The organism is Streptomyces noursei ATCC 11455 (assembly GCF_001704275.1).
Lineage (GTDB): Bacteria > Actinomycetota > Actinomycetes > Streptomycetales > Streptomycetaceae > Streptomyces > Streptomyces noursei.
In genome coordinates, this window is the sequence record NZ_CP011533.1 from 9,723,455 (window position 1) to 9,748,977 (window position 25,523).

Consider the following 25,523-nt stretch of genomic DNA (forward strand, 5'->3'; position numbering starts at 1 on the left):
TGCACTACACCACCACTGGTCCTCAGATGGACCACACCACCGCCGACGCCCTGACACAAGCTCTCTTCGAGCCCGATGACTTCGAGACCGTCCACGAACCCTGGCGCGGCCTGATCGGCAACCCCGGCTTCCGCCACGACGACGCCCTGCCCGACCACGAGCGCATCGCCCAGTCCTACCGCCGACTCCACGCCATCAGCGATCTCCTCGCCCACCCCTTCGCTCTGGCCGAGGACCCCATCCGCCTGGCCGGCCTGCACGAATGGATAGCCATCGCCGATCCGGCCACCGCCTCACTCGCCTCAATCCATCACAACCTGTATCTCGGCAGCATGGCCGAAGCCAACCAACACTTCACTGTCGACCTCACCCACACCGGCGTCTTCCTCGTCACGGAGATCGGCGCTGGCTGCAATGCAGCCGAACTGCGAACCACTGCCACCTGGGACCCAGCAACACGCACCTTCGACCTCCACACACCGGATGCCGGCGCAAGGAAGTTCATGCCCAATACCGGGCCCATCGGCGGTGCGAAGGACGGTGTTGTCGCCGCTCGCCTGCAGGTCAACGGAAACGACCACGGCGTCTTCCTCTTCCACGTATCCATCACCGACCCCACCGGGCACCCACACCCCGGCATCGACGTGGACACCCTGCCGAGCCGATCCGGCAACAACCCACTGGACCACAGCATCACCACTTTCCACCACGTCAGACTGTCGCGCTTTGCGCTGCTGGAAGGCGACCACGGAAACCTGTCCGCGAACGGCTCCTTCATCAGCGCGGTGGAAAAGCCCCGTGCCCGTTTCCTCCGCAGCATCCGCCGCGTCACTGCCGGCAAATTGGCAATGTCCGCAGGGTGCCTGGGCGTAGCCCGCGCCGCGATGGACATCGCCACACGCTACGCCCACAACCGCTACATTCCCGGCAGGTCCGAGCCCGTTCCCATCGTCAGCCACCGAACCCACGCCGAGCGGCTGACCACGCGCGTCAGCACTCTCTACGCGCTGACGTGTCTCCACCGGCACACCCTCCATGCCTGGGCCGCTCACGACCAGACCAACCAGGAAGACCTCGAACGCGACATCGCCCTGGCCAAGGCCACGATCACCTGGGCATGTCTCGACATCGTCACCGAGGCCAGGGAACGATGCGGCGCCCACGGGATCCTCCTCGTCAACGCCTTGGGAGGGATGGCCGACGCAATCTCCGGGGCCATCACTGCCGAGGGCGACAACCTTGCGATCACAGTCAAAGCCGCCGGCGAGCTCCTTTCCGCAGACGCACTGCTCGACGCCACCGCCGACCATCAGGGCCTCATCGTCACATCCCTCGATGAACAGACCCCCCTGGAAGATCTGTGCCACCTGCTCGCCTGCGCCCGGGACCTGTTGGCCATCACCGCCTGCTCACGCTTCATGACCTCCGACACCAAAGGATTGGGCCGCTGGAACGGCAGCAGCCGTCCCGCCGTTGACGCCGCCACCCTTCACACCGCCGTCCAAACCGGCAACGCCTTCCGCCAAGCCATCGACGGCTGCCGCCATCCGCAAGCCAAAAAACTGCTCCGCGACATGTGCCGCCTGGTCCTGCTACGGCAGCTGGCACCCCACATCACCACACTCGTCAGTCGCGGAAACCTCACCGAAGACGCCGCCCTCACGCTCCCCGAACACATCGACAACACCGTCGACCGCCTGACCCCCCACCTCCTCACCCTCACCGACGCCTTCGCGCTCCCAACCGAATACCTAGATGAATGAGTCCGATGTTTGTGCTGGCCGCGACCATGGCGAAGGGCGCCCGTTGGCTCGTGTGTGACGACAAACCTGGACGCCCTTCTGGCGGCACTGTACGTGTTCATCGACGACCATGTGGCCCCGCGTCGCCGGATCGGGCGACCCCCGAAACTGACAGACGCCGAACTGCTGTGCCTGGCCGTCGCCCAGGTCCTGCTGGGCTTTCCCTCAGCCAGGCACTGGATCCGCTTCGTACACGCCCGCCTGGGACACCTCTTTCGCTATCTACCCCAACAGTCCGCCTACAACAAGCGCCTCAACGCAGCCGGCCCGCTGATCAGCCGCGTGATCGAGACCTTGGCCAGGCAGGTTCCCACGTGGAACGACAACCTGCGGTTGATCGATTCCACACCTGTGCCCTGCGCGGCCTCCCGCGAGACAGTCAAACGCTCCGACCTGGCCGGGCACGCCGGATACGGCTACTGCCCAAGCCATTCCCGCTTCTTCTGGGGATTCCGGCTCTACCTGCTGACCACCGCCGAGGGCATGCCGGTGTCCTGGTGCCTGGCCAACCCCAAACTCGGTGAACGTCAGGTGATGACCGCGCTGCTGGAACGCGACCACCACCTCATCCGCTCCGGTCAAGTGATCCTCGCGGACAAGGGCTTCGCCGGGCGGGAGTTCGAGGCGTTCCTCGAAGAGTGCCTGGGCGTCCATCTGGTGCGGCCGGACATGAAGAACGAGCCTGTCCGACATGGACGCCTGGCCCACGTCCGCCAGTGGATCGAGGCGGTATTCGACACCCTCAAAGGCCAGCTCAGCCTGGAACAACACGGAGGCCGAACACTCGCCGGTGTCTTCGCCCGCACCGGTCAACGACTCCTCGCCCTGGCCACGGTGATCTGGCACAACTGGACCACCAACGCCCCAGCCAAACGATCACTGATCGCGTATGACCACTGAAGACATCGGACTCATTCATCTAGCCACCATCCCCATCGCCAACGCCAACTACCAAGACCACTACGGCGCCACGCCCGGCACCACCACCCGCGACGAAGCCGACCAGCCGCACCATCACCAAAGCGTCCAGAACTGGCCCCGATGACAAACCCCATCACCCCTCTGCCATGCACCGTCGTCGCAGCCGCGTTAGTGCCGATGCACCGGCCAAGACCAGCACACCCCGCGCGCAGCCCCGATACCGGCAACCGCGACACCACCACGACGTGCCTTCGGTGGCGCCCCCGCACCACAGGACTGCGGAGTGCTCGCAAGCGGCATCGGCACCGCCGCACATGACCGGCATACGCCCGCACATGCGAGTCCTGCGCACACCCAACGGGACCGGTCGCATGCGCCCTTCGAGAACCGCGCCCCGCAGCCCGAGCCCGAGGCCGTCTACGCCACCGGCTGCTCTCACGCCGCGCTTCTCGCACGCCGACCCGCCACCAGACCCCATCCGCCAGGGAGCAAGGCCGAGCACGACTCCCTTCACCGAACCTTCAGCCAGCCAACCCACCAGCAAACGCAACTCACCGGCGCGACCGGAGAGGACCGGAAGCTGGCTGAACAACCCCTTCCAGCCCCCGATATCCCCAACCCGCACCGAACCCGGCCCGATCCGAGCCCACGAGACAACGTCCTTCAGGAGACATGCCGATGACCACACCACCGGCACACCCCAATCCCAACGACCCTATGCACAATGCCCCGACCAGGATGCAGCCGCACGCACCAACTGAGCCTGCCCCTGCCTGGTGGTCCGTCGCCCCGCACTGTCGCGTCTGCGGAGCACAGCCCGCCGCCCACGTATCCGTGCGCGCACACCAAGGCGTGATCATGCTCATGCGATTTCACACCCAAAATGGCCTGTACTGCAGAACCTGCGGCACAGCCGTCATACGGGTGCTGACGACCCTGACCCTTTACCAGGGCTGGTGGTCGCCCCTTTCCCTGGTCGCCTTCACCCCCGCGACCCTGATCGCGAACGTCTTCGCTCACCGTAAGATTGCCGCCCTGCCGCCCCCTGGGCCCACGGCACCCGGAGCCACTCCCATGCAACAGGGAAAGCCCATCCACAGACGCCCGCTGGCGTACATCGCTGTCGTGCCTCTGGCATGGGCTGCCTGGTTCATCCCCAACATCATTGCCCACCTTTGAACGGAGCACACTCAGGCGGCGGGCTGGCCTCGATCGCTGGAGCGACGTCGCTGCTTCATGGCTCGACGGTAGCGTGCGGACTGGGCAGTAGGGGCACTGGTCTCGGTTGACTCCATGATGCCGCAGCTTGAAAACGTCTCAATGACCTGGCCATTTCAGGTATGACGGGCAATGATGAGTGCCACAACATCGTACGAGAAGAGGGGAGATGGTGACTGATGGCTCTGCCCACGCTAAGCCCGGCTCAGCGGTCCGAGGCGTTGAAGAAGGCCGCGGCTGTCCGCAAGGAGCGCGGCGAGATCCTGGCCCAGCTCAAGGACCACAAAGTGACATTGGAGGAGGTGTTGAAGCGCGAAGACACGGTGGTTGGGAAGACCTACGTAAAGCGATTGCTGGAAGCGCTGCCAGGAATCGGCAAGGTGCGCGCCAGTCAACTGCTGGACGAACTCGGGATCTCCGAGACCCGACGAGTGCAGGGCCTCGGCGCCCGTCAGAAGGAACGACTTCTCAGTCTCTACCCGCCCCGCGCGTGACCGGTGGCCGCCCGTGCGCCCCTCTGAGGGCCGAGAGCCTGTGCCGCCCTCATCACGCTCGTCCGAGGGGCCATCCCGGCGCCTGGCTATGTTCGCTGCGAGCATGTACCCAGGCGTGGCCGTGTGAGGGAAGCTCGTGCACGCTTCCGAGACGGGGAACGCCGACCAGCCCCACTGACGGTTGTCGTCCAAGTCGGGCAACAGTCCTCGTTATTCCGTGCACGCTGGCGAGCTTCGCCGAGTTTGGCCAGCAACGCCAGGTTGAAGCCCTCGGGCAAAGTCCTTCTTCCGACAGTGTGCCGAGCTTTCCCAGGCGGTAGTCTGCCCCGTCTCACGTCGGCACTTGCATGCCTGACGGCAGGCGGGCTTGCACCCGGCCGTCACGGATGGTTCCACCTCAGGGCGCGCAGGGTTGATGATCAGTTCACTTGGTCAAGGACTGGCCAATCCATTGCACGGTTGTCGCGAGTCTGCGCACGGTGGCCTGGGAACGAAATGAATGCCGGGCAAAGCTCTCGGCACCACTTTGACTTGCGAGCGCCACGCTCGTAAGTTGGTGTCACCTCAGGCCAGTCGCGAAGGAGCTGTCATGGTCGACAAACCTCACGCCAGGGCGTTCGACCTGCCGGGTTGGCCCTGTCCGCCGCGTGTTCGGGACATCCCGCACCATGAGAACAGCTGGGGATGGATCGCCGTCGGATCGCACCTTGCGAAAAATTCTCCCGTCGCACAAGACGAGCTCGGCTACTTGTGGGTGAATGGCGATTTCGTTCCGAAGTTTCAGGTCCCGGAAGAGAATCACAATCCCGGGGCAGTAGTGTTCTTCGACGACGGAATGATCGGGCTGTGGATCCATCCCAAATCGCTGCGGTACCTTCCGTCGATCAGTCGACTCGACATGGGGCACGACGAGTGGGTCCCCGTCAACGTTGTAGCCGCTGAACTGCCGGAGCACATCAGGGAAATGTCGTGAAAGACAGCGCGCTGGTTCTCCTGGTCAGACCTGACTCAGTGGACGCCTTGCCACCTGATCGGGTCCATGCAGCACTCAGCGCGGACCTCGGGCAACGCGGCTTCACCTACGAGAACGGGAGCGAGACAAAGTTCAAGCAGGGGGCTGGAGGCACCCTCGAATTGCCTGTGGCCGGTACTTCTGCCGTTCAGAACGCCCAAAGGATCCTCCGTCGTTGTGGCTGGCAAATCGTTCGCACGATACTGCAGAGCGATTGGGAGAACCGACTGTGGACGGCAGAGCAAGCCGCCTCGTATTGGGGAGTGAGCGCGTCACGCGCCCGCGCTATCCTGGCCGACCGTAATATCAAGCGCGTCTCGGGTTACTCGGCCGAGCAGATCAAACAAGTCGAGTTGCGCCAAGGTGCACGCACCGACCTGCAACATTGAGGAACTCCGGCCGACACGATGAGCCCCTCACGCCCCGGCCCTGAGAGTTCAGTCCGGCCACAGCTCCGAGACGGAGAACACCGACCACGCCCACTGACGATTGTCATCCAGGTCGGGAAGCAGGATGAGATGCTCCTCGCTGGTCTTGGCGCGCTGGACAGCTTCGGCATGTTTGGCCAACAGGGCCAGGTCGAAGTCCTCGGGCAGGTCGTTTGGAGCCGGTACGCCCAGCATCTCGCTGTCCCTGTGGGCGAGCGTAACGACATCGCCGGAGCCGAGCCGCGACGCAGTCAGCTTCTTTGCTGAGGCCCTGAGATGGGTAATGGCGTCGGCTCGAACCAACTGGCGCGGGGAATCAGGTTGCAGGGAGGTGCAAAGCACCCAGATGTCGACCATGCGGTTCTTCTCCTGACGTTTGATTGTGATTTCGTGGCCGGCGTGATCGCTGATCACACAGACTGCGTCTTCGGCGTGGCCCCGCCCGAGCTCGGAGGCTCACGCGGGACAAGGACTGGGGGGAGTTACCTCTACATCACCTCGGCATGTGCAGGGCTGGCAAGCAGTTTCTCGATGAGGGCCTCGGACGCCGGCAGCATGCCGACATCGAGTCGACGGTTGACGGTTTGGAGGGCCTCGACGGCTTTGTAGATCCCGGCGCGGTTGCCTGCGGCGTGCTCGATTTTCATCCAGCCTTGGTAGAGGAGTTCCGCGCTGTCATCGACTTCAAGTCCGATGGTGATGGAGCGTCGCGCGGCATCCAGATCCTTGCTCGGGCCGGTGAGCCGCCATGTGGCGATGGTGTGCGCGACGTCCGTGATCCGGGCCAGCATTTCTTGGAGCAGGGGCGCTGCCCAGGCGTGGTCGCCACCTTCGAAGGGACGCCCTCGCACCAGCTCCAGGGCTTCTTCCAGTTGTGCAAGGCCGACGTCCGGGCCGAGGGCAAGACCCTGTTCGGCCAGGTGTTGGAAGCGGACCCAGTCGCAGCGCACGGCGGGCGAGAGGCGGTATCCGGCGTTGAGATGCCGCGGAAGGTACAGCTCGCCATCAGTGTCGGAGCCGAGGCGGCTGCGCAGCTCCGACATGCGCGATTGCAGGGTGGCCCGTGACCAAGGCGAGGCGGGATCCATGGCCTCGCACAGCGCCTCGGCACCACGGCCGGGTTTGAAGAAGAGCAATGCCGCCAGCGAGGCGAGCTTCCCGCCGTGTCCCGATGCCTGGATCCCAGTCACTGCGACCGGCCCGAGGACCTGGATCTGCGGTGCATCGGGATTCTCAGACCCTGTGCCTGCGGGGTTGACCTGCTCAGCGTGCTCGTCCGCGGTGCCCTTGTGCAGCGTCACTACCGCAGCCGGCGCGCGGCCTTCTTCATCGACAACACCCTCCGCATCTCCTTCCGCTGGTTCCCCGGTGGGAGGCTGCATCGGGAACCGGTGAATGGTGGCAGGACCGGCGGCCGCCGCGAGCGCCGCAAACGGCGTCCCCTCCTCGATGTGCCCATCCGTCTCGGGGATTTGGGTGGGATCAGGGACGTTCCGCCACGGGCCCTCGGCTGGCCGGGCGGGTTCCTCGGCAGTGCGCAAGTCGGCGATGAACTGGGCGTAGTCCTGGTCGGTGACGTGCTGGATGACCACACGGCTGGACAGCGCACTGCAGGTCTGCTCGTCGCCATCGGCACGCAGGATCTCCGCTTCGGGAAAGCAGGCGGCGGTGCGGGCAGCGGGGAGCACCAGCGCGACGGGCAGGTCCCGGGCGGCGGCGACGGCATCGGCCAGGTCCCACGCGTCCTGCTCCTCGGCGTCGGCAGCGCAGATCAGCAGCCACGGCAGTGGTTTGGTCTCGGCGTCGACAGATTGATGCTGCTCCAGTAGGAGTTCGCCCAGGTCCCGGGTGGCGGCCCGCAGGTGGGGCACCGCCCGGACACGACCCTGGGGGAGAAGGGTGGACAACTCCTCTCCCAGTCCCACGGTGAGGATCTCGGTGCGGTCGCTCCAACTGCATGTCGCGGCCTCCATCGCGATGGCCCGTACCACCGTGCGCACCTCCGCCTCGTTGCCCTCGATCAAAAGGGTGCGGGTGTGGGGGAGGTTGACCAGCAGCAGATCGCCATCGGGGTTGCTGCCGATGGTCACCAGGCCCGGCCACGGCGCGGGCACCTTCCGCGCCTGGTCGGCGTCGAGCAACTGAGCCTTCTCGGGCAGGGTCCACCACCCGTCCGCCCCCGCGGTGAACGGCGGGATCGGTGCCGTGGCGGGGGCGTCGGGCCGAAGTTCCACGGTTCGGCCGGTGACTCGGGCGCCGTGCAGCGCCGGCAGTTTTTCGCCCTGGTCGAGCAGGTGGTGGTGCAGGGTGCGCGCGGCGGTGTCCAGAAGCTGGACGCTGCCGGGTTCGGCGGCCGCGGCCAGGGACTGCTCCAGTGCGCTGGCTTCGTCGGGCATGGCGATCGTCTCGCCCGCCTTGCGTCGTCGCTGTTGGAGGATGCGTTTCAGCGCCAGCCCGCCGGTCAGCGCCGCAGCCAGTAGTGCCCCGATTCCGGCGAGTTGCTGGGTCCCGATGCCGGTGTCGGACTGGTGGCTGACGTTCCTCGCGTCCGGTGCCGCAGGGCCCGCCGAGGTAGGAGAGGGATGAGCGGTGCTGGGTTCAGAAGTGGGGGTCGGCGTGGGGGAGGGGTGCGCCGCCGGGGGAGCGGCGGCCGCCGTGTGCGTCGGGTCGGCTGAGGACGGACCGGCGGGTTGCTCCGGTTGCTTGGGACGGGGCGAGGCATGGTTGTTCTGGTGGGGCAGGGCTTGGGTATCTCGATCACGCTGGGCGCCCGGTGAGCCCTGGCTCGGGGCGGGGCGGTGCAACGTGTCGGGAGGCGGGGCGGATTTTGAGGATTTCGTGCCGTCGCTGGTCGGTGAGGGCACCGTCAGGTGCTGCCCGGGGTAGATGAGGCCGGGGTCGGTGAACCGCGCGTTGCGGTTGGCTTCGAAGATCCGCGGATACTGGGAGGCGTCGCCGAGTTGCTGCCGGGCGATGTCGGAGAGTGTCTGGCCCTCCTTGACCACCACGGTCCGCGCCTTGGCATCGTGGGGTTGTCCGGCGTGCTGCCCAGTATCTGGTAGCCGCAGTACCCACCCCGGCTGTATGAACCCCTCAGCGTGGAAGATCGCGCCGTCTGGCATGGTGCGGCCCTCGTTGAGGTCGGCGATAGCCGTCCACAACTCCCCGTTACCCAACTCCTTCTCGGCAATGCCCCACAGACTCTCCGCCGGCCTGACCTCCCGCACGGTGTAGGTGCGCTGCGTCTGCGTCTGAGCCGCCTGGACCATAGGACCGTCCATCTGCGCTGTCCTCGCGGCCGGCGTCGCGTCGCCAAGCGAGGACGGGCCACGAGCCGGCCCAGCACTTGGATGAGCGCTGATGGCATGAGCAGAGACGGGAGCCGCCAGCGCGGTGCCGGTCGGCAGGAGCACCACGATGCTGCTGATGAGCGTCGCCGCGGCACGCTGGCTGACCGCCAGGGACCACCTCGGGCGGATGACGCGGCCACGGACCTGCGCGACGATCTCGACCAACACGCTCAGCGTGAACTGCGCCCAGGCCAGCCAGGCGACGGCCAGCACGACCACCAGGGCCGCAGCACCGGTATCGGGACGGCTGAGCAGGTGGAACAGAGCATCGCCACCGCTGGCCCACACCAGGGGCGACGCCATCGCAAGACCGACCGGAGCCCCGATCATCGCAGCGGCCAGCACCACCACGCTGACGACCGCGCGCACCACCGCACCCGGCTTCCGGAGAACACCCCGGTGGTGAGAAACAGTAGGCATCAGGATCCCTCCTCGACTGCCACGCCACGGACGAGGCTGGCGTGCCCGTGGCCGGACACCGCCAGCTCCAGGGGCAGGAACTTCGCGGCGTAGGCGGTGTGCACGCTGACGCTCAGCTGACGGCCGCCGCTGGAGACCGTCACGGTCGCAGACGCACCGTGCGCCCGCAGATATGCCTGCGCGGCCGCCCGGGCGGCCTGCGGATCAACCACCACCTGCCGACCGGGCACAGCCTGGGCCGGATCGACGGCCTGACTCCCGGCCCGCGCCGCCTCCGTCGCCAACGCATCGGCCTGCTCCACCGCCCGCACCCGCCCGTACCCGTCGACGAGCAGTCCGATCAGCGCCAGTAGCGCCACGGCGCAGATCGCCGTGTACACCGAGATCGATCCACGATCCCCTCGCCACCCTCCCCACCGGTGCGTCATGAGCCCGCCACTCGCTCTCGGTAGGTGTCCACCACGGAGGTGAACGTCCCCGTCAGTGTGTGCGCCCCCGGCAGGGGCAGCAGCAGATCCGTCAGTTTCACGCTGCACCGCACCGTGGCCGTCACCGCGGCGGGCTGACCGACGGGGGCATTGAGACCGCTGGTGTCGACCGACACGCTGGTACTCGCACACGACACCCCCTGGCGGCCGAGCGTGTCGCGAGCTGCGGCAAGGGCGCCAGTCTGCGCGGCCTCGACGCTGCGAGCCAAAGATGCTTCGCGGGCCGCATCGGCAGCCGCCGCATCCACATGGGAGCCGGACAGCACCAGGCGGCCGGCGGCGATGGCCAGGCACACCAGCATCACCAGCAACGGCGTCACGATGGCTGCCTCGACCGCCTGACTGCCCCGGTCATCGCCAAACCGCCAGCGCACACGCATCTCAGCCTCCGGGCGAGGTGTAGCGCTCGATAGGGCCCGTCGCGACCTGAGTGATCTGCAGCCCGGGAACGCCCGGCAGCAGCGACAAGGCACGCCCCGTGACCTCGATACGGACACGCTCCCCGGTGCCGGCCGCCTGAACCGTGGCGCCGGTGAGCAGATCCCCGGCGGTCCGGTCCAGCACCGAGCGGGCACGCTCCTGCCCCTGGCCGAGCGTGGCGTGGTAACTCCGTGCGGCGGCAGCGCCTTCACGTGCAGCGGTCAGCGCGATGCCGCGCGCCAGGAACCACAGCCCCGCCTGCACCACGGCGAGGGTCAGCACGATGATGGCCGGCAGCACGATCGCCATCTGCACCGATGCCTCCCCCTGATCCCGCCGCCACCACCTTCCTCGGCCATCGCTGTTTCCCCCGCTGCCGGGCATGGTTCACACGCCCCCCAGCTTGCCGTCGTACTTCTTGACCACCGCGGCGATGGTGCCAGCGATCACGATCGCTCCACCAATGGCGGCAGCCCAGATGATGACGGTGGTGATGCTGATGTCCCCGCGATCGGGCTGTGCCAGCGACTTGGCCATCCGCTCGCGGTAGTCGGCAGCCCACACAGAGGCGCGCGCCACCAGTTTGGTCAACATGACGTTCTCCCTTCGACGAGTCAGGTAGCGACGATGCGGATGACGGCCGGGAAGGCGAGAAGCAGCATGACCAGCACAGCGAGCAGGGCACCGGGAGCGGTCATCTTCTCGCTGTCGGCATTGGCCTCGGCCGCCTGCGCCTCCAACAGTTCGGTACGCAACGCCCGGGCTCGACCGCGCAGCGTGGAGTAGACGGCCGCACCGTCGTCGCTGGACTGCCGCATGATGTCGGCGACGTCGCTCAGCACGGGCAGACCCAACTCCTCGGTCATGTCGGCCAACGCCTGCCATGGCGCGATCTTGTCGATCCGGGCGCGCGCCAGCGCCTGCCCGATCCGCTGGAACGCCCATCCCTCACCGACACCCGCGGCCTGTTCCAGGGCCTCGGTCGGCCCGGCGTCCCCGGCCCGCTTGAGCGCAACCAGGTCCAGGTAGGCCGCCATAGCATGGGCGAACTCCTCCCGAGCCCGCTTCGCCTGGTCCCGCACCGACAGGTCGGGAACGAACCACAACACCGCTGCCGCAGCCAGCCCCGCCGCGGTCGGCACGACAAAGGGGACGCCGCCGCCAAGAAACATCCACGGCAACAGCGCCACCGACGGCAGCAGCAGTCCCAGTACCGCCATGCCCACCTTCAGCACCACGAACCGCTCGGGGGCCTGCTGCAACAGCAACAGGTTCCGGGTAGGGATGCTCACCCCCGGCACGTGACGCAGACGCTGCAGCACCCACCGCCCGACCGCTTCATCCCGACTGGCCGCAGCCGCAACCGCGACACCCCCTGACGCACGGCGCAACGACTGTTCCAAGGACGGCTGCACCCTGCCCAGTTCACCGACCAGCAGCGCGAGACCACCACCCGCGGCAACGCCCGCTATGACGCCAGGCACCACGCTCATCGCACCCTCGCCCCCACCGCGTCCACAGCCCCTGTGGTCGACATCTGACGGACACGACTGCGCGGATCAGCAACCAGGAAACGCGGCACGGGCCGGTGATCGGCCAACGACCGCATCCACACCAACACCGCGACGAACCCGCCGCCCAATCCCGCCAACACCAACTGGCCCAGCACGCTCCCGTACGGGGCCGTGTAGTCGGGCACCAGGAACCCGGCGGCGACTATGCCGAGCGTCATGATCGTCATCCACCGGACCGTGGTCCGCGGCTTGGCCCTGTCCGCCTCGATCGTCCGACGGCGTGCGACTTCTTCTCGCACCGACTCGGCCATGTCCTCCAACGACCGGGCCAGCCCCGGTCCCCGACTGGCTGCCGACAGCAGCAGTGCGGCCGCCACCTTGTCGGCCGTGACGTCGTTCACCTCGGCGGCGAACTGCCGCAGGGCCTCCTGCGGGCGCCACCCCACCTGCAGCCGGTCAGCCAGATCCGTGATCTGATCCTCCAGGCCCTTCGGGGGGTTCTTCCTTGTGGAGGCCAGGGCCTGCTCCAACCCCATGCCCAACTGCAGTGCGTTCGCGCACCGTTGGCACCACTCGCCCAGCCCTTCGAGCTGCTTGATCCGGGTGCCCGCGTACCTCGTCGGCGACAGCAGCCAGGGCACCCCGACCACCGCCACCGCCAACAACGCCGCCACCGCGAACACACCACTGACCAGCCACACCGCCACCCCCAAGACCGCGGCCGCGATCCACCGGGAACGGCGCTTGCGCTGCTCGCCCGCCGGCAGGGAAGCCACTCGATCAGCACGCCAGCGCCGCCACCACCCCACCGAAGGGGGCTGCTGTGTCCCCACGAGGCCGGCCACCACACCCACCAGCCCCGCGGGCACCGCCATCGCGCACACCATCACCCACACCAGCGTCACCGCGACCCCACCTTCAGCTCCAGCGGTCGCTCCCATGTGCCATACCGGTCACTCAGATGAAGCGAGGAGAACCCCACGCGGCGCAGATCATCGATACACGCCGGATATCGCTGCGGCACGGCACGGAGCTCACCCATCTCCACATCAGGCCCGAAGATCACGTTCGTGGCCGGCCGGCCACTCTCACCCAGACCCGCTACCTCCAGCACGTGACTGACGTACCGGTGCCGACGCCCACCGATCTTCGTCTCGTCCGTCATCGACACGAACACGACGAAGTCCAATCCGTTGGCCGCCTGCCGGTAGGCCAACGCCTCCGAACGGTTGCTTCCTGCCTCCAGATACAGCTCGGCGATCCGATCGAACACCAACTGCGGGCTGGTGGCATGCAGCGTGCACAGGTTGCCGCCCTGACCATTGGTCATCGCCTGCATCATCGCGGTGACCTCTGGACCACGAACCTCACCGACCACGATCCGCGACAGCGACATCCGCAACGCCCAGTACATGAGGTCCAACATGGTGATCTCACCCACCGGCCGGCCATCGGGTCCCCGCTCGCCGTTGGATTCCCGGGCCTCCAGCGGCACGACCTGCCGGAAGTAGTCATTGGTGTGTGCCCACAGCTCGAATTCACTCTCGATCGTGGCGAACCGCTCATCGCGATCAAACTGCCGCAGCATCGCCCGCATAAGCGACGTTTTCCCCGCCCGCTGAGGCCCCACGATCATCACGTTCTTCGACGCGTCCACACACGCCGCCAAAAAGGCCCGCAGCGGCTCGCTGATCATCCCCAGCCGCACCATGTCCACCAAGTCAGCGTCCTCGACACCATGGCGCCGGATCGTCACGTACGTCCGCTCACCGCTCACCCCGGTCACCGCCTGCAGACGCGACCCGTCCGCCAACCGCAACGCCAGCGACGGACTGGCGGTGGAGATTGACCGCTCCCCGTGTCCGCCCTCGGTGTTACGCGCCAGATCCCGCAGCAGCTCCAGAAGTTCTTCCTCCGAGTCGGCCACCGGCGCCGCCTGCACCAGCGGCCCCTCCCCGCGGTCCAGCCACACCTGGTCGTGCCCGTTGATGAGGATGTCTTCGACGTCCCGACGCTCCAAGTACCGTTGTAGACGTCCGGCCCGGTGCAGCGCGTCGAACACGGCCTGGGCCATCGCCGCGTCCTCAGCCGGCGAGGGACCCACCCCGTGGCGGGCCGCCACGCCATCCGACCACAACGCCACCGCCTCATTGATCCACCCCCGGCTACGCTGCTCCAGCGACGCACGGCTCACCGGCCCGGAAGCCGACTGGCGCCACCGATGGATCTGCTTGGCGACCTGGCGCTTGATCTCCCCAACCACTTGGTAGTCGAGGTGAACCTGCGGAACCTCCCCCAACACCGCACCCACAGCGTCGCCAGGTGCTGCGCCGATACGCGTCGGCGTTCCACCGGCCAGCGGGCCGGGACCCTCCACCGGCGTCACCGACGCCGGCCTCACGTCGCCAACACCTCCGTGGTGCGGGTGCAAAGGCTTACCCAGCACGGCCCTCCCCCTCCCGCACCGCTGCCGGCGCAAGCCGCGAGCGGCGCAGCATCGCCCGCTGCAGCAGCGGGGTGGACGCCCCGTTCGCCGCCCGCATCAGCGCACTGCGCGCAAAGGTCCGCGGGGCCGGTGCACCATCGGACAGCACCCGGGCCAACTCCGGCTGGTACGGCAATCTGGCCACCACCGGCGTGCGCAACGCCCGCTCCACCTCGCGTGTCCCATAGGGGCCGGAGCCCACCAGCAGTACACCCAGCTCGCCAAACTGCTCGCGCAGTGCCTCCAGCCGGGACCGGGCAGCCTGCACGCCCCGCAGCGTCGAGCGTGCGACGACCACCAACAGGTCAGCCTGCTGGGCCAGCACACCGCTCGGCCCGAACGCCCCCCGCCGGCCCAGGTCGACCAGCACATCGTGCTGCGCTTCCTGCTCGATGCGGCCGAACAATGCCGCCAGCCGCGCCCAGGCAGGAGCCATGGCCGCCGCCTGCGCGGGATCGGTCAGCCCGGGCAGGATGAGCCGGTCCTGGCTGACCTCATCCATGACGATCAACTGACGCCAGAACGTGTCCTCGATGTCCCCGCGCCGCGCGGCCACCGACAGATGCCGCATCCCGTACTCATCACCCAGCGAGCCCTGCAACATCCCATAGAGCACCGACCCACCGTCGGGGTCGCACTCGGCCAGCACCATCCGCCGGCCCTGCATCAGCGGCCAGGACAGCAAAAGCGCTAGGGACGACGTCGTCACCCCGGGGGAACCGCTACAGCCGGCCAACGCGATCACAGGCATCGTCAGGCCCCATCGCCTGGAGCATTGACCAAAATCCGCGCGTTTCCCGAGGAAACCCACCCCGCCAGTCGGGGCCCGTCCACCGACGCGACGGCGACATCGACCACCACCGCACCCGTACCGGGAGCCGGAGCGCCCACCTGTACCACTCGCGCGGAGATGGGCTGACCATCCGCTTGAGCTCCTGGCGTTTTGGCCGGCTGGTTCTCACCGGGCACTTGCACGATCTGCACCTGTGCACCGGGGAATAGGAAGGTGCCCGAGCTGGCCGGGACCTGCTCAGGCTTGAGGCCGACCGGCACCAGTTGCTCTCCCGACTTCAGCAACGTCGCGGTCGTCACCTGCGAAGAGGAAAGCAAGCTGCCCGGCGTCAAAGCCGCGGCGGCGCGTTTGCCGACCACGGAGCCCCGGTCACGGGAGGGGACGGCTCTGATCGATGGATCGAGTGCCACCGATGCCTCACCCAGGTCAGCATCGGTGATGGTCGCGCCCACCGGGATGTGTCGCACGACGGTCAACACCGGTGTGCGCTGCCCGTTGTGCAGGTACAGCATCGACCCGCCCACGCCGCCGCCGGCGATCAGCACCACACCCAACGCGATCACGCCGGGCCGACGACGGCGCGGGCCCACGCGAGGCGGCGCCACCGGTCGCGCACGCTCAAGGCCAGAGACGTCCCCGTCAGACGCCGCCTCGTTCTTGCTCACCCGCACCTCCTCTATCCGAGTGCCTGGAGTTCGCCGACCGATATGTGCACCTGCGAGCTTCGCTCCACGGTGAATTGGCCCTGCTGACCGGCGCCGGTCCAATCGACCTCCCACTGCGAGGTCGCGGAGACCGCGTACGTCGACCCGCTGTGGTCCGCCGATGTGCGGCTGTAGACGTGGCCGCAGTCCGGTGAGGTCTTCCTCCCGTGACTCGGCTCGTAGACGGCACCCGGACCCGGGCACGAGACAGTCGTGCCATCTCCCATCGCCCAACGGACGCTGGTGACGCGGGCGGTAGCTTTCACCGTCACAGCGCCGGCCGTCGCACTGGCCGAGTTCGGACCGAACGTGGTCGGTGAGACGCCTACGTGCATCCACATCGGCATCCCGACCAGGTACCTCCGGTCCGCTGCTGGACTTTGGATGTCTGGACCGGTCAGCCTCATCCGGTCAACGGCCTGGCGCGCCAAGACCTCGGGATCCACGGCGCGGGCAGGCGGCGGCGTAGCTGCCCAGAATGTAGGGCCCGGAGCGAACACACCAGGGGCCAGGTAGGCCGCGCCCGAGGTGTGCGGGCACACCCGCATGTACACCGCCCCGTCTCCTGGCCGGTGACCTTCCCACAGGGGGCTCCACACCGGGGGCTGCGGAGACAGCCGCTGGTTCCAGCACACCTCAGGAGGCGCAACAGCTCCCTTCGCAGAGCGCGCCGTGGCCGACGGGCCACCGTCGGTGCCTCCGCTCCCAGGGTTTCCCGGCGAGGCAGCCCTGAGACAGACCCATTGGGCCCCACACAGCCCGGCAGCACCATCATCGGCAGCCGCAACCGCCGGGATCGACGCTCCGATCATGCCGGCAGCGAGCACCGCGCCCAGGCGCCGCCACATCAGCACGGCTTCCTCTGTGGATCAGGAGCCAGCTGGGTCACCATCCACCGCTGCCCCCACTTCTGCACCGTAGCTGTCGCGATGTAGCGCTTGAGAACGCCCTTGGATATGGGCACCGGCTTGCCGTCATCTGTCATCAGCTTCCACCCTGAGACGTCCAAGCAATCCGTGACCTTCGCGTCCGGGATCTTCTGGTTGACATTGATCGACGTGACCGTGGGATTGTGCGTCGGCTCGCCCTGCACTACCTGGTGCCTGGCCTTGAGGCGTTGGAGGTCGCCCATCGCCTGTGCAAGGGCGCCTGCTGTCGCGTACTTCTGGAGATCCGTACCCGCATCGCTGGCCCTGGCATACGCCTTGACCTGCGCGTTCCACAACGCCCGGTACGACGCCAGCACGGCCGCCCGCGCAATCTCCTGCTCCTGCAGATCGGTTTGCCCCGCCGTCGGTGCCGCGCTGATCGCGTGCGACGGCGTTGAGGTGGCGCGGCTGTGGGACGGATCGCTCGTGCCGCCGCATGCGGCCAATGCCACCGCGGCACAGCCTACGAAGAATGCGGCCGACACCCGCCCAGGTATCCGTGACATCCCGTTCCGCGGAGTATTTCCGGCCATCTGGTTCCCTCCCATGGCCCCACCGTCCCCGGCGAAGCCAGCACGATCGACGGTCGATAAGGCGGAAGGCGGTGACGCCATCCGACGATTTTCCTTCACGGTAGCTGCGAAAATGTTCGGCGGCCAACTCGCATTTCGTTAGGTGAAAATGAGGCACGGCAGGCACCCCGGATGATGGCATGAGACCGGGCGCGCGGATTCTCATGCATCCTTGAATATTTCCCATCTCGGTGCTGTGGGGCCTGTATGCTCAGGTGCCCGGCGGGGAGTGTGACGGCTCCACGCCGGGCCATCCTGTTCGTCTTCCGGCTGCCTCAACGAGGCCAGTCGTCAGGATTTTCCTTAGCCCGCTGGCGCTTCTGTCTCGGCATCATGCGAAGGCTTGCGCAACTCGCCCAAATTTGGACCCTCTTGATCACCTCGTGATCTGAAGTCTGGCCCGCCGACGCGTCGGAATCTCAGCGAGGCCAATACCTCCTGCCGGACGCTGTGCTGACACCTGCTAGGCATCGGTGTGCGAGGTTGGCAGTTCGTCATCGATCGGATCGGATCCACCGGCGTGCGTCGCCCCATGAGCCTTGCTCAACGACACTTTCTGTGTGTGCCTGTTCGCCTTCACTCCCTTCAGGAATTCCTCAACGAAGGCTTCGTGCTGTTGCACTTCTTCGCACAACTCGGCTTGTGGACGGGACCGTAGGTTGGCGTCTATGGCTGCCCGCAATGCTCGCAGCTGCCCGGGGCGAGCGAGATCATCGAAGAGTTCGCTGAGCTGCGGCCCACGAATGAGGAGGGGGCCGACCCGACGGCCATCCACCGTGAGAGTGACGTAGTGGTGATAGCGAGGGAGATCGGCAATCTCGACGAGGTCGACGGAGCCCCACTCCCTGGCCACGATGCCGACTGCCTCAACTGATCCAGCGGTTGAGGAGATCACCGAGGCATTCTGCATCAGGCTCTCTCGCGTGGCGGCAGAGACCCGTTGAAGCAGCTGTGTCATGGCATGCAGTCGGATGCCGAACTTCCGCAACTCCTCGCTGACCTGCGCAATGACGCTGGAGGAAGCCGCGTCGATGCTGATCAGCTCGTCCACGAAGGCATGGAACGGACGACGTTCACGCTCGGGCAGATCGCGACGCGAGAGTCCGGCCCGGAAGAAGTCAGCGAACATCAGCGAGAGCAACAGTCGGTCCGTCGGGCCACTTGCCGAGGGGCAAACCCAAACAAGTTTTCCGCTGTCCATCGCCTCACGGAAGTCAAAGGTACTCGTTGGGCTGCCCAGGAAAGCTCGCGTAACGGGATTGGCATACAGTCGCTCCAATGGGTTGACCACTGGTGCGGGGGAGTCAGGGGGATACGTCGGGAAAACGACACGCCACCATTCGCCGACTTTTCTGTCCACGGCCCGCAGCACCTGTTCGCGCCACGAAGGATTGGTCAAAAGAGTCCGGATCTGAAAGAGCGTTGCCTGCCGTGACGGCGCGTTCTCCTCAAGAGCCCTGACGTTGAACGCTACAAGCAACTCCACTGATTTGGTCAGCAATGTCAACGCTCGCGGGTGCGTTGCATCATTCCACCCCAGAGTCCCAGCGACGGCATCAGTGACAGTGCGCACCACCTCGTCTGGTCTTTGCCCCCGCTCCAGACTCAAGATGTTCCACGTCCCCATCGGCGTACGCCCCCCGAGCCGACCCGTCAAGTCCAGGCACACCAGCCGCTTCATGATCGGATCGTGCGCAAGATAGGGGGCGGCACTGCGCAGAGAGTCACCGTGGGGGTCGATGAACATCCCTGCTTCGCCGGCGTGCGCAAGGCCGACAAACTGGCACAGTGCTTGCTCCGTCTTGCCGTAGGTGCTCTTGCCGACACGCAAGCTGAAGAGCGTCTCGCTCAGCCGCGTGCCGAGCAAGCGGTCCCTCCCATCTGGGCCCGGGTACCAACCGTGCACCATCAGCTCCTGCGCCGAAGAGCTTCCCGGCACGTACGTAGGCACCTCGCCAGGCAGAACGGGGAGCACGCAGTGCATCGTCGGTGGCTTGAGAAGCCCAGCGATCTCGGTCACGCGCACCCACGACGAATGGCCCCTGATCTGGGCTGTCGCCCATCGCTTGTCAAAGCCCTTACGAAGCAACCGGTGGTCGGGGCCGAACCGAATCGGCCCCAGCCGCTGACCTGTGTGGATCAAACGATTGGTGCCCGCAAACACGTCCAGGGCAGCAGCGATCTGCCCGATCCGTTGCTGAGCCCGCCCGTCTTGGTTGGACAGGGCTCGCACCAGGATCTGCACGCGCACCAGGCCAGCCGGATCCTGCAATTTGCCCAGCACCTTGCCGCGGTCCACCGGCCGTGGTCGGTGAGGCACCGAAAGTCGCGTTCGCGACTCCTCGTGGCCAAAGGAAACCAGGTTCGCAAGCGCCGTACGCCAACCTTCCTCGACCCGCATGGAGGCGTTCTGCTCCTGTTGCGCCGCGCGGATCGCCTTCTGGCGAGCTTCGGCCAACAACGTCCAACGACGTAGCTGCAATTGCCAGACGGGGATGCGCTGGATGTCGAGGCAGATTTCAACTCGGTCACCGAGGTCCGAGCGAACGGTTGCCAGCGCATCGACGAGTGGCTGCAGTGGGTCTGGTTGGAGCGGCACCTCGCGCAGGTACGCAGCCGGTGATCCACGGACTATGAACTCTGCACGGGCAGTGTGCTTGGCTTTCTTGCCCCGCGGGGCAGGCGTAGCCCGGACGGCCTGGACGCCGCGGTACGGAGTGGTGACCAGCAGGTGGCGGGCAGCCGCAGGGCCCTCCACCCTGAAGTCCAGCGGGCGGCTGCCATCGGCCGTCATGCGGAGCCGAGCCGTTTTCGCCCTGCGGGGAACCCACCACGGACCACTCATGGCCACGCGAGCAAGCAACGTGGCATAGCGCCAGATTTCCTCGTCATTGGTCTGAAAAGTCTTGCCCGGTATGAGGCGGACAGCCGCCCGCCGGCGAGACGCCTTGTCCGCCAAACGCGTCCGCACCGCCTCGAAGGCGATCCAGACAACTGCTCCCACGCAGCAGAGCAGGATCAGATGGCTGCTGGCCCACGTGACAGTGGCGACGACAGCACCGACAAGGCCCGTCCCCGCGGTCCATAGAGAAGAGGCATAGCTGATCATGAAACGGGCTCCCAACGATTCGGATGGCCAGGAACTGGACGGAACGACAACTGGGCCAGGCGTCCGTCGCGTCGATCACCAGACGGGTCCGTGGCGGCCCAAACCAACCGGACATCGACCAGCCCACTGCCGGCTCTTCGAGCGATGCCGGCCTGGATTCGCACATCGCGGTACACGGAACGACCGCCCCCTGCCGCAGGTCCACTGGAGCCGAAATACTTCGGCCACCGCTCACGCCCACGGCCAGTAACGTCGGCTTCCCACACCTGCATGCCAAGCTGAACGAGCCGGGCCTCCAAGGATCGGGGCAGGTCGGGGGGCGAGCTGCGATCGAGCAGGCGTTGGACGGCGGCGTCGCCGGCCGGCCCATCTCCTGGGACCGGAATCCCGCCAGTGACACGGTTGGGGGGCACTGTCTGGTGAGGCGAGGACGGGCTCGGCCTCTTCGACTCAGTGCTCCAAGGAACCGCAGTCGCAGCCCCGCCAGCCGCTAGAGGCTGGGCGGGGGCGCGGACCAGAAGGGTCAGGCCGAGGACCGCGAACCCGGAAGCCAGCGCTATCGGCCCCCAAGGCCAGCGGCGTTGCAACGCTGCGGTGGAGGATCCCGCCCCTCGAACTCGATTGGACGGTGAACTGCGCACTCGCGGCGTCTTTTCCACGCTGTGGCCGAGCCAAGGCCGCCCAGCCACATCCGGCGCGTCACCAGGACGGGACCGAGATGGCCGGGAGGATGCCCCCGACCGCGTAGCCTGCACGCGGACACCCGGTCGCACACGACGATCGACGTGACGATACGGACCAGCCGGATCAACGGAGTACCTGGGCCTGGTGTGTTCCATCAGATCACCCGAGCCCCGCCGGCGAACCCGTCCTGCCAGACAGCCTCGCGGCGGACCATACTTCCAGGACGGGGAGAGTCGAGCATCTGTCCGGACCCCAGATAGATGGCGACGTGATAGATCGACGAGTCCGTCCCGTACCCGAAGAACACCAGATCACCGGGGTGCAAGGCAGCTAGCCCCTGACTGGCGGGTATCCGTCGGCCGACCTGGGCCTGGGCAGCTGCCGTGCGAGGGAGCTGAACGCCGACCTGCGCGAATGCGAACTGAGTCAACCCCGAACAGTCGAACCCCTTGATGGAGGCTCCAGACTTTCCCCCCGGTGAGCAGCAGATACCTGTAGTTGCTCCGCTGGCGTTGCCGCCACCCCATGAGTACGGCATGCCGAGCTGGGACAGCGCTGCCTCGATGACGTTCTTCGCCGAGCCGGTCGCCGACATTGGCGACGTGGACTTCGAATCGAGCTGGGCATACCGGCTGATCCAACCGGTGACCTCCGAGACGTACGCCTCCGAGTGGTTGTAGGAGTACACCGCATCGTGGAGCTGGCGTGCGTCGGCCAAGTTCCGGCCTTGCCCGCACAGGTAGACAGCGGCGCTCAGCGCCGCATCATCAGCGTTCTGAGGATCCTTTCGACCATCCGCATTGCCGTCCTGGCCACTGCTCGACCAGGTCGAGGGCATGAACTGAAACGGCCCGACAGCACGCTCTGCGGTGGGGTCACCGTCGTACTTTCCGCCGTCGGTATCGGCGAAGTACTGCGTGTTTCCTCCCACCCCACTTCCCGTCAACCGAGGCCCGTAGATGGGCGGACTGATGGTCCCGTCATCAGCGATGGTGTGGCCAGCGGCATGATTGGACTCCACCTTGGCGATGCCGGCCACCACGGCCCATGTCATCCCTTGGCACTTCGGGACAACGGAGGCGACCTTCGCTGACGCATTCCGGTACGCCTGCAACATGCGCGCAGGAATGTCGGGGGCCGCCGCGGCTGCCGCAGACATCGTCGTATCCTGCCGCGGCTTGTTGCTGGCCACCACGATCAGGCCCAGTGGTATCCCGAACAGCAACAGTCCGAACAGCACGACCAGGCATCCAAGCTTCTTCACGGCAGCCTCCTCCCGCGCCAGAGGTGGTTACGAAGAGAGGCACCGCGCGACCTGACCCAGTTCTGTACCCGATCGCTTCGACCGCGGGTGATGCGCCGCATCCCGTTACGGGACAGCGAGCCCCAGTTCTCCCGAGCCTTGGTGTAGTGGTCCAGCTGTCGATACATCTCCCTGGTGAAGTCGCTCCTGCGGCGATGCAGCCGTTCCCACCCAGCGGGCAAGCCGACCGTGGTGTGCCATGCCACGCGCGCCGCGCCCAGCAGCACCCGGCCGCCGCGTGTGCGCGAGACACGCTCTCGCAGGCGTTGACCGACGGGTCGAACCTCATTGGGCCGCTCGGAGAGGATCTCGCCCGTCCGCGGGTCGAAGGCCAGCTGACCACCCCGCGTCCTTCCGGGTGCATTGGTGCCATCGCGACCGCGGGGCCCATTGCCCGCCGCACCGTCTCGCCAGTTTGGCTCGCGCGGTGGGCCAACCCAGGCCAGTTGGGCTGCTCGCAGCGGCACTGACAACGGAGCCGCTGCGCGGCGGACCTCCGCACGTGCTTCGCCCAGAGCCGACATTGGATTTCCGGGCAGACCCGCTGTGTCTGACAGAGCTGCGATGCCCGAGGCGAGCTTTGCCCGCCGCATGGCCAGCGCTGCATGGGCAGGAGAGGCACCACTGCGAGCCAAAGAGACCGAGGCGCTGGGGGGGATGCCTCCGGATCCGCGCCCGCCGGCACCGGCAGCTGCCAGAGCCATTCCCATCCCCGCAGCTTCGTCGCCCATCATGTGAGTACCGCCGACCTTGGCGAAGCGCATCCAGGACGCGAAGGCATGGCCGAGGTTGCTGCCCCTAGCCACCATCCGGCGATGCAGCACGACGGCGGTCACTGCCAACGCATCGAGCAGCACGAGGCGTTCGATCAAGGCGGTGTCCTCCGACTCCAGCAACGTCCGGGCGGCTACGCCGAAGAGCGGGATGAACACAGAGACGCAGAACAGCACGACCGTGGAAGAGGCGAAGACGCCGACCCATCGCCAGAGCATCATCCTGTTCGGCCCCGGCAACAGTGCCACCACGAACACCACATAGGTGGCGCAAGCCGCGAGCACGCAGGCGAACTGTGCGGCAACCATCGCAAATGCCATCGCGGTTACGACTGCAGCCATCACCAACGCTGCTACAAGCACACACAATGCGCCCAGAACCCGCTCCCACGTCATCGACGACATGTAAGCGGCGGCTGCCTCTCCCTCCGGCCCGTCCTTTTTCAACAGCTCCTCTTGCACCTTTCCATTGCCGCCGCCGGCGCCGTTGTCTTCCCGACACATCTCCATGCTCGGCTTCGGCAGGTCATCGCATTGCTCACTAAGGTTCTTGCTGCGTTGGCGGCACAGGGCAGCTACCTTTCCGTCCAACATGTCGCATGGATGCGCCGTCGGGTCCGCATCTCCAGTGACCAGGGCTGCTTGGTAGTCCTTGTACAAGGGACTGTCCTTGTCGATGCTCTGCCCGTACTGCAGGAGCTGGTAGGGCTGCACGATCAACACGTCAGTCAGGGTCTTAGTGATCGGACGGGATACATCCTCTGAAACCGGTTCCGTCCTGCCGTTGATACACAGATCGCGCGCAGGGCCGATCATGTACTTGCACGACTCCGCGCGCTTCTTCTCCTTCTTCTCCGCTTCTTTCTTTTCCTTTTCCGGAATGCCGCTTCGTTCGCAGATGTCCTTCGCTGGGCCCATCAGGTTGCACGGATCATTGGGATCATCCTTGGGCTCCGAGGTCGCCTTCGTCGTGATTGCAGCGGCTTCCAATGCGGCGCGCTGAGCCTGATGCAACGGCCCATTCTGTCCGAGCATCACATCGGGTCGCACCAGCGATGTAGCTCCGATGGCAGCGATCAACAGTGTCACCAGGATCTCTCCGAGACCACGCCCTGCACGGCCACGCGCCACCATGAACAGACCAAAAGCAAAAGCCCATGCAGTGAAGAGACCTGCCAAACCCAGAGGAGTGACGATATTTTGCGCATAGGCGTCAGCAACCCGCTGGGATGTCGATGCAAGCCGATCGGTGATCGGAAACTTGTAGACCCAGTCGACGATCCAGCATGCGTACCCGGTGACCAGGCGAGCCAGAGCGAACATGCCGCTGGCCATAAACCGCATCACGGTATCCGAGATGCCATTGCCCCCACCGGTCAGTTCGTAGAACGACGACGGAATGCCCTCGGGCGTCTTGATGTTGCTGAACGGGCCGAGCAGGCCCCCGTCATCGGCTGCCAACGACTGTGGGCCCGTACCGTCAGCCGCCACCGCAGAGCTGGCCGCAGCGACCAGCAGGCCCCCTGTCACCCCGGCCAGGACCGCGCCGCGGCCAAACCACCGCCTCACCGCCGCCGCCGCGTCACGACGAGCGCGCCAGCCCCCGCCGTCAGGGCACCCAGGCCCAAGACCACGGTGGCCAGCCGCGCTTCCGCCGAGTCCCGGCTCGGAGCAGACGTTCGATGCCGGGTCGCGCGCAGGTGGCAGTACTCGCTCGCCGGCCCCACGAGAAGGTCACACGGGTCACCGTCGAGCCGCGGGAGACGGGGCTGGCCGGACACCGGAGCAGCAGGCGAAAAAGCACGTCCTGTCTGAGGAAGCGCCAGAGACGACCACCCGGTGGTCCACGCAACTGCCGCCAGCGCCAAGCCCAACAAAACCACCGCCAGCAACACCAGCCCCCGCCCACCCCCATGGGTGCCCTGCTGAGGGCGAAGGCCAGGGCGACAGCGCAAGAAGGAACGTCGTGGAGCCCGGTGTCGACCACGCCTGCCCGAGGCTGTCCGCACGCCGGGAGCATCCGGTAGGCGCAGTCGAACACCGGGCGTCGCCGGCGTGCCGGCAGGGAAACGCTGACGCAGTCGACGAAACAGGGCGGGCATCG

Annotated in this window: 21 protein-coding genes; 6 read left to right on the plus strand and 15 right to left on the minus strand. The window is 66.6% G+C overall.

Features of this window, described 5'->3' with window-relative positions:
• The first annotated feature begins 26 nt into the window (after window positions 1-26).
• From SNOUR_RS41600 to SNOUR_RS49040, 6 genes are all read left to right on the plus strand, one after another.
• Window positions 27-1,763, plus strand: a complete 1,737-nt coding sequence (locus tag SNOUR_RS41600) for an acyl-CoA dehydrogenase family protein (RefSeq protein WP_099055615.1) — start codon at window positions 27-29, stop codon at window positions 1,761-1,763.
• A 54-nt stretch (window positions 1,764-1,817) separates the two neighbouring features.
• Window positions 1,818-2,702: an IS982 family transposase gene (locus SNOUR_RS41605; protein ID WP_067342910.1), complete on the plus strand. Its 885-nt coding sequence runs from the start codon at window positions 1,818-1,820 to the stop codon at window positions 2,700-2,702.
• On the plus strand, window positions 2,692-2,847 hold the full coding sequence (locus SNOUR_RS46900) for a hypothetical protein (RefSeq protein ID WP_159425716.1): 156 nt from the start codon (window positions 2,692-2,694) through the stop codon (window positions 2,845-2,847). The genes SNOUR_RS41605 and SNOUR_RS46900 overlap by 11 nt, the downstream gene beginning before the upstream one ends.
• A 1,273-nt stretch (window positions 2,848-4,120) precedes the next feature.
• Window positions 4,121-4,435 (plus strand): integration host factor, actinobacterial type, encoded by a 315-nt coding sequence (mihF, locus tag SNOUR_RS41615; protein WP_067342908.1) that lies wholly within the window; start codon window positions 4,121-4,123, stop codon window positions 4,433-4,435.
• 589 nt (window positions 4,436-5,024) lie between these two features.
• Window positions 5,025-5,408 carry a hypothetical protein gene (locus SNOUR_RS46905; RefSeq protein WP_159425715.1) on the plus strand — a complete coding sequence of 128 codons (384 nt, stop codon included), beginning with the start codon at window positions 5,025-5,027 and terminating at the stop codon, window positions 5,406-5,408.
• Window positions 5,405-5,836 carry a hypothetical protein gene (locus tag SNOUR_RS49040; protein WP_312631452.1) on the plus strand — a complete coding sequence of 144 codons (432 nt, stop codon included), beginning with the start codon at window positions 5,405-5,407 and terminating at the stop codon, window positions 5,834-5,836. The genes SNOUR_RS46905 and SNOUR_RS49040 overlap by 4 nt, the downstream gene beginning before the upstream one ends.
• 48 nt (window positions 5,837-5,884) lie before the next feature.
• On the opposite strand, the gene SNOUR_RS41620 is transcribed toward SNOUR_RS49040, so the two are convergent.
• The 15 genes from SNOUR_RS41620 to SNOUR_RS41695 all read right to left on the minus strand — a co-directional run bounded on the left by SNOUR_RS41620 (window position 5,885) and on the right by SNOUR_RS41695 (window position 24,880).
• On the minus strand, window positions 5,885-6,289 hold the full coding sequence (locus tag SNOUR_RS41620) for a hypothetical protein (protein ID WP_159425714.1): 405 nt from the start codon (window positions 6,287-6,289) through the stop codon (window positions 5,885-5,887).
• A 74-nt stretch (window positions 6,290-6,363) separates the two neighbouring features.
• Window positions 6,364-9,645, minus strand: a complete 3,282-nt coding sequence (locus SNOUR_RS41625) for an AfsR/SARP family transcriptional regulator (protein WP_067342905.1) — start codon at window positions 9,643-9,645, stop codon at window positions 6,364-6,366.
• Window positions 9,645-10,025, minus strand: a complete 381-nt coding sequence (locus SNOUR_RS41630) for a hypothetical protein (protein ID WP_312631451.1) — start codon at window positions 10,023-10,025, stop codon at window positions 9,645-9,647. Before SNOUR_RS41630 ends, SNOUR_RS41625 begins: the two co-directional genes overlap by 1 nt.
• 44 nt (window positions 10,026-10,069) lie before the next feature.
• Window positions 10,070-10,513, minus strand: coding sequence for a TadE family protein (locus SNOUR_RS41635; protein WP_067342901.1), 444 nt, complete (start codon window positions 10,511-10,513; stop codon window positions 10,070-10,072).
• A 1-nt stretch (window position 10,514) separates the two neighbouring features.
• Complete coding sequence (locus tag SNOUR_RS41640) at window positions 10,515-10,862, minus strand: TadE/TadG family type IV pilus assembly protein (RefSeq protein WP_067357451.1); 348 nt, start codon at window positions 10,860-10,862, stop codon at window positions 10,515-10,517.
• A gap of 78 nt (window positions 10,863-10,940) precedes the next feature.
• Entirely contained in the window at window positions 10,941-11,147 is a 207-nt protein-coding gene (locus tag SNOUR_RS41645; RefSeq protein ID WP_067342900.1) for a hypothetical protein, read from the minus strand.
• 20 nt (window positions 11,148-11,167) lie between these two features.
• Window positions 11,168-12,046 (minus strand): type II secretion system F family protein, encoded by an 879-nt coding sequence (locus SNOUR_RS41650; protein ID WP_067342898.1) that lies wholly within the window; start codon window positions 12,044-12,046, stop codon window positions 11,168-11,170.
• The gene (locus tag SNOUR_RS41655) at window positions 12,043-12,972 is read right to left on the minus strand and encodes a type II secretion system F family protein (protein ID WP_312631450.1); all 930 of its coding nucleotides are present in this window, start codon (window positions 12,970-12,972) and stop codon (window positions 12,043-12,045) included. The genes SNOUR_RS41650 and SNOUR_RS41655 overlap by 4 nt, the downstream gene beginning before the upstream one ends.
• Window positions 12,969-14,453, minus strand: a complete 1,485-nt coding sequence (locus tag SNOUR_RS41660; RefSeq protein ID WP_312631448.1) for a TadA family conjugal transfer-associated ATPase — start codon at window positions 14,451-14,453, stop codon at window positions 12,969-12,971. Before SNOUR_RS41660 ends, SNOUR_RS41655 begins: the two co-directional genes overlap by 4 nt.
• Before the next feature lie 49 nt (window positions 14,454-14,502).
• The gene (locus SNOUR_RS41665) at window positions 14,503-15,303 is read right to left on the minus strand and encodes a MinD/ParA family ATP-binding protein (protein WP_067342893.1); all 801 of its coding nucleotides are present in this window, start codon (window positions 15,301-15,303) and stop codon (window positions 14,503-14,505) included.
• Between the two features lie 2 nt (window positions 15,304-15,305).
• The gene (locus SNOUR_RS41670) at window positions 15,306-16,010 is read right to left on the minus strand and encodes an SAF domain-containing protein (RefSeq protein WP_067342892.1); all 705 of its coding nucleotides are present in this window, start codon (window positions 16,008-16,010) and stop codon (window positions 15,306-15,308) included.
• An 886-nt stretch (window positions 16,011-16,896) separates the two neighbouring features.
• Window positions 16,897-17,430 (minus strand): hypothetical protein, encoded by a 534-nt coding sequence (locus SNOUR_RS41680; RefSeq protein WP_159425713.1) that lies wholly within the window; start codon window positions 17,428-17,430, stop codon window positions 16,897-16,899.
• 583 nt (window positions 17,431-18,013) lie between these two features.
• Window positions 18,014-20,659 (minus strand): type IV secretory system conjugative DNA transfer family protein, encoded by a 2,646-nt coding sequence (locus SNOUR_RS41685; protein WP_067342888.1) that lies wholly within the window; start codon window positions 20,657-20,659, stop codon window positions 18,014-18,016.
• Between the two features lie 838 nt (window positions 20,660-21,497).
• On the minus strand, window positions 21,498-22,607 hold the full coding sequence (locus tag SNOUR_RS41690) for a C40 family peptidase (RefSeq protein ID WP_067342887.1): 1,110 nt from the start codon (window positions 22,605-22,607) through the stop codon (window positions 21,498-21,500).
• Complete coding sequence (locus tag SNOUR_RS41695) at window positions 22,604-24,880, minus strand: hypothetical protein (protein ID WP_159425712.1); 2,277 nt, start codon at window positions 24,878-24,880, stop codon at window positions 22,604-22,606. Before SNOUR_RS41695 ends, SNOUR_RS41690 begins: the two co-directional genes overlap by 4 nt.
• Between the last annotated feature and the right edge of the window lie 643 nt (window positions 24,881-25,523).

What these genes read in the sequence shown, in the direction of transcription:
- SNOUR_RS41600 (WP_099055615.1), top strand. Translation starts at nt 27, where the DNA reads ATGGACCACACCACCGCCGACGCCCTGACACAAGCTCTCTTCGAGCCC.
- SNOUR_RS46900 (WP_159425716.1), top strand. Translation starts at nt 2,692, where the DNA reads ATGACCACTGAAGACATCGGACTCATTCATCTAGCCACCATCCCCATC.
- mihF (WP_067342908.1), top strand. Translation starts at nt 4,121, where the DNA reads ATGGCTCTGCCCACGCTAAGCCCGGCTCAGCGGTCCGAGGCGTTGAAG.
- SNOUR_RS46905 (WP_159425715.1), top strand. Translation starts at nt 5,025, where the DNA reads ATGGTCGACAAACCTCACGCCAGGGCGTTCGACCTGCCGGGTTGGCCC.
- SNOUR_RS41625 (WP_067342905.1), bottom strand. Translation starts at nt 9,645, where the DNA reads ATGCCTACTGTTTCTCACCACCGGGGTGTTCTCCGGAAGCCGGGTGCG.
- SNOUR_RS41635 (WP_067342901.1), bottom strand. Translation starts at nt 10,513, where the DNA reads ATGCGTGTGCGCTGGCGGTTTGGCGATGACCGGGGCAGTCAGGCGGTC.
- SNOUR_RS41640 (WP_067357451.1), bottom strand. Translation starts at nt 10,862, where the DNA reads ATGGCGATCGTGCTGCCGGCCATCATCGTGCTGACCCTCGCCGTGGTG.
- SNOUR_RS41645 (WP_067342900.1), bottom strand. Translation starts at nt 11,147, where the DNA reads ATGTTGACCAAACTGGTGGCGCGCGCCTCTGTGTGGGCTGCCGACTAC.
- SNOUR_RS41650 (WP_067342898.1), bottom strand. Translation starts at nt 12,046, where the DNA reads ATGAGCGTGGTGCCTGGCGTCATAGCGGGCGTTGCCGCGGGTGGTGGT.
- SNOUR_RS41665 (WP_067342893.1), bottom strand. Translation starts at nt 15,303, where the DNA reads ATGCCTGTGATCGCGTTGGCCGGCTGTAGCGGTTCCCCCGGGGTGACG.
- SNOUR_RS41685 (WP_067342888.1), bottom strand. Translation starts at nt 20,659, where the DNA reads ATGATCAGCTATGCCTCTTCTCTATGGACCGCGGGGACGGGCCTTGTC.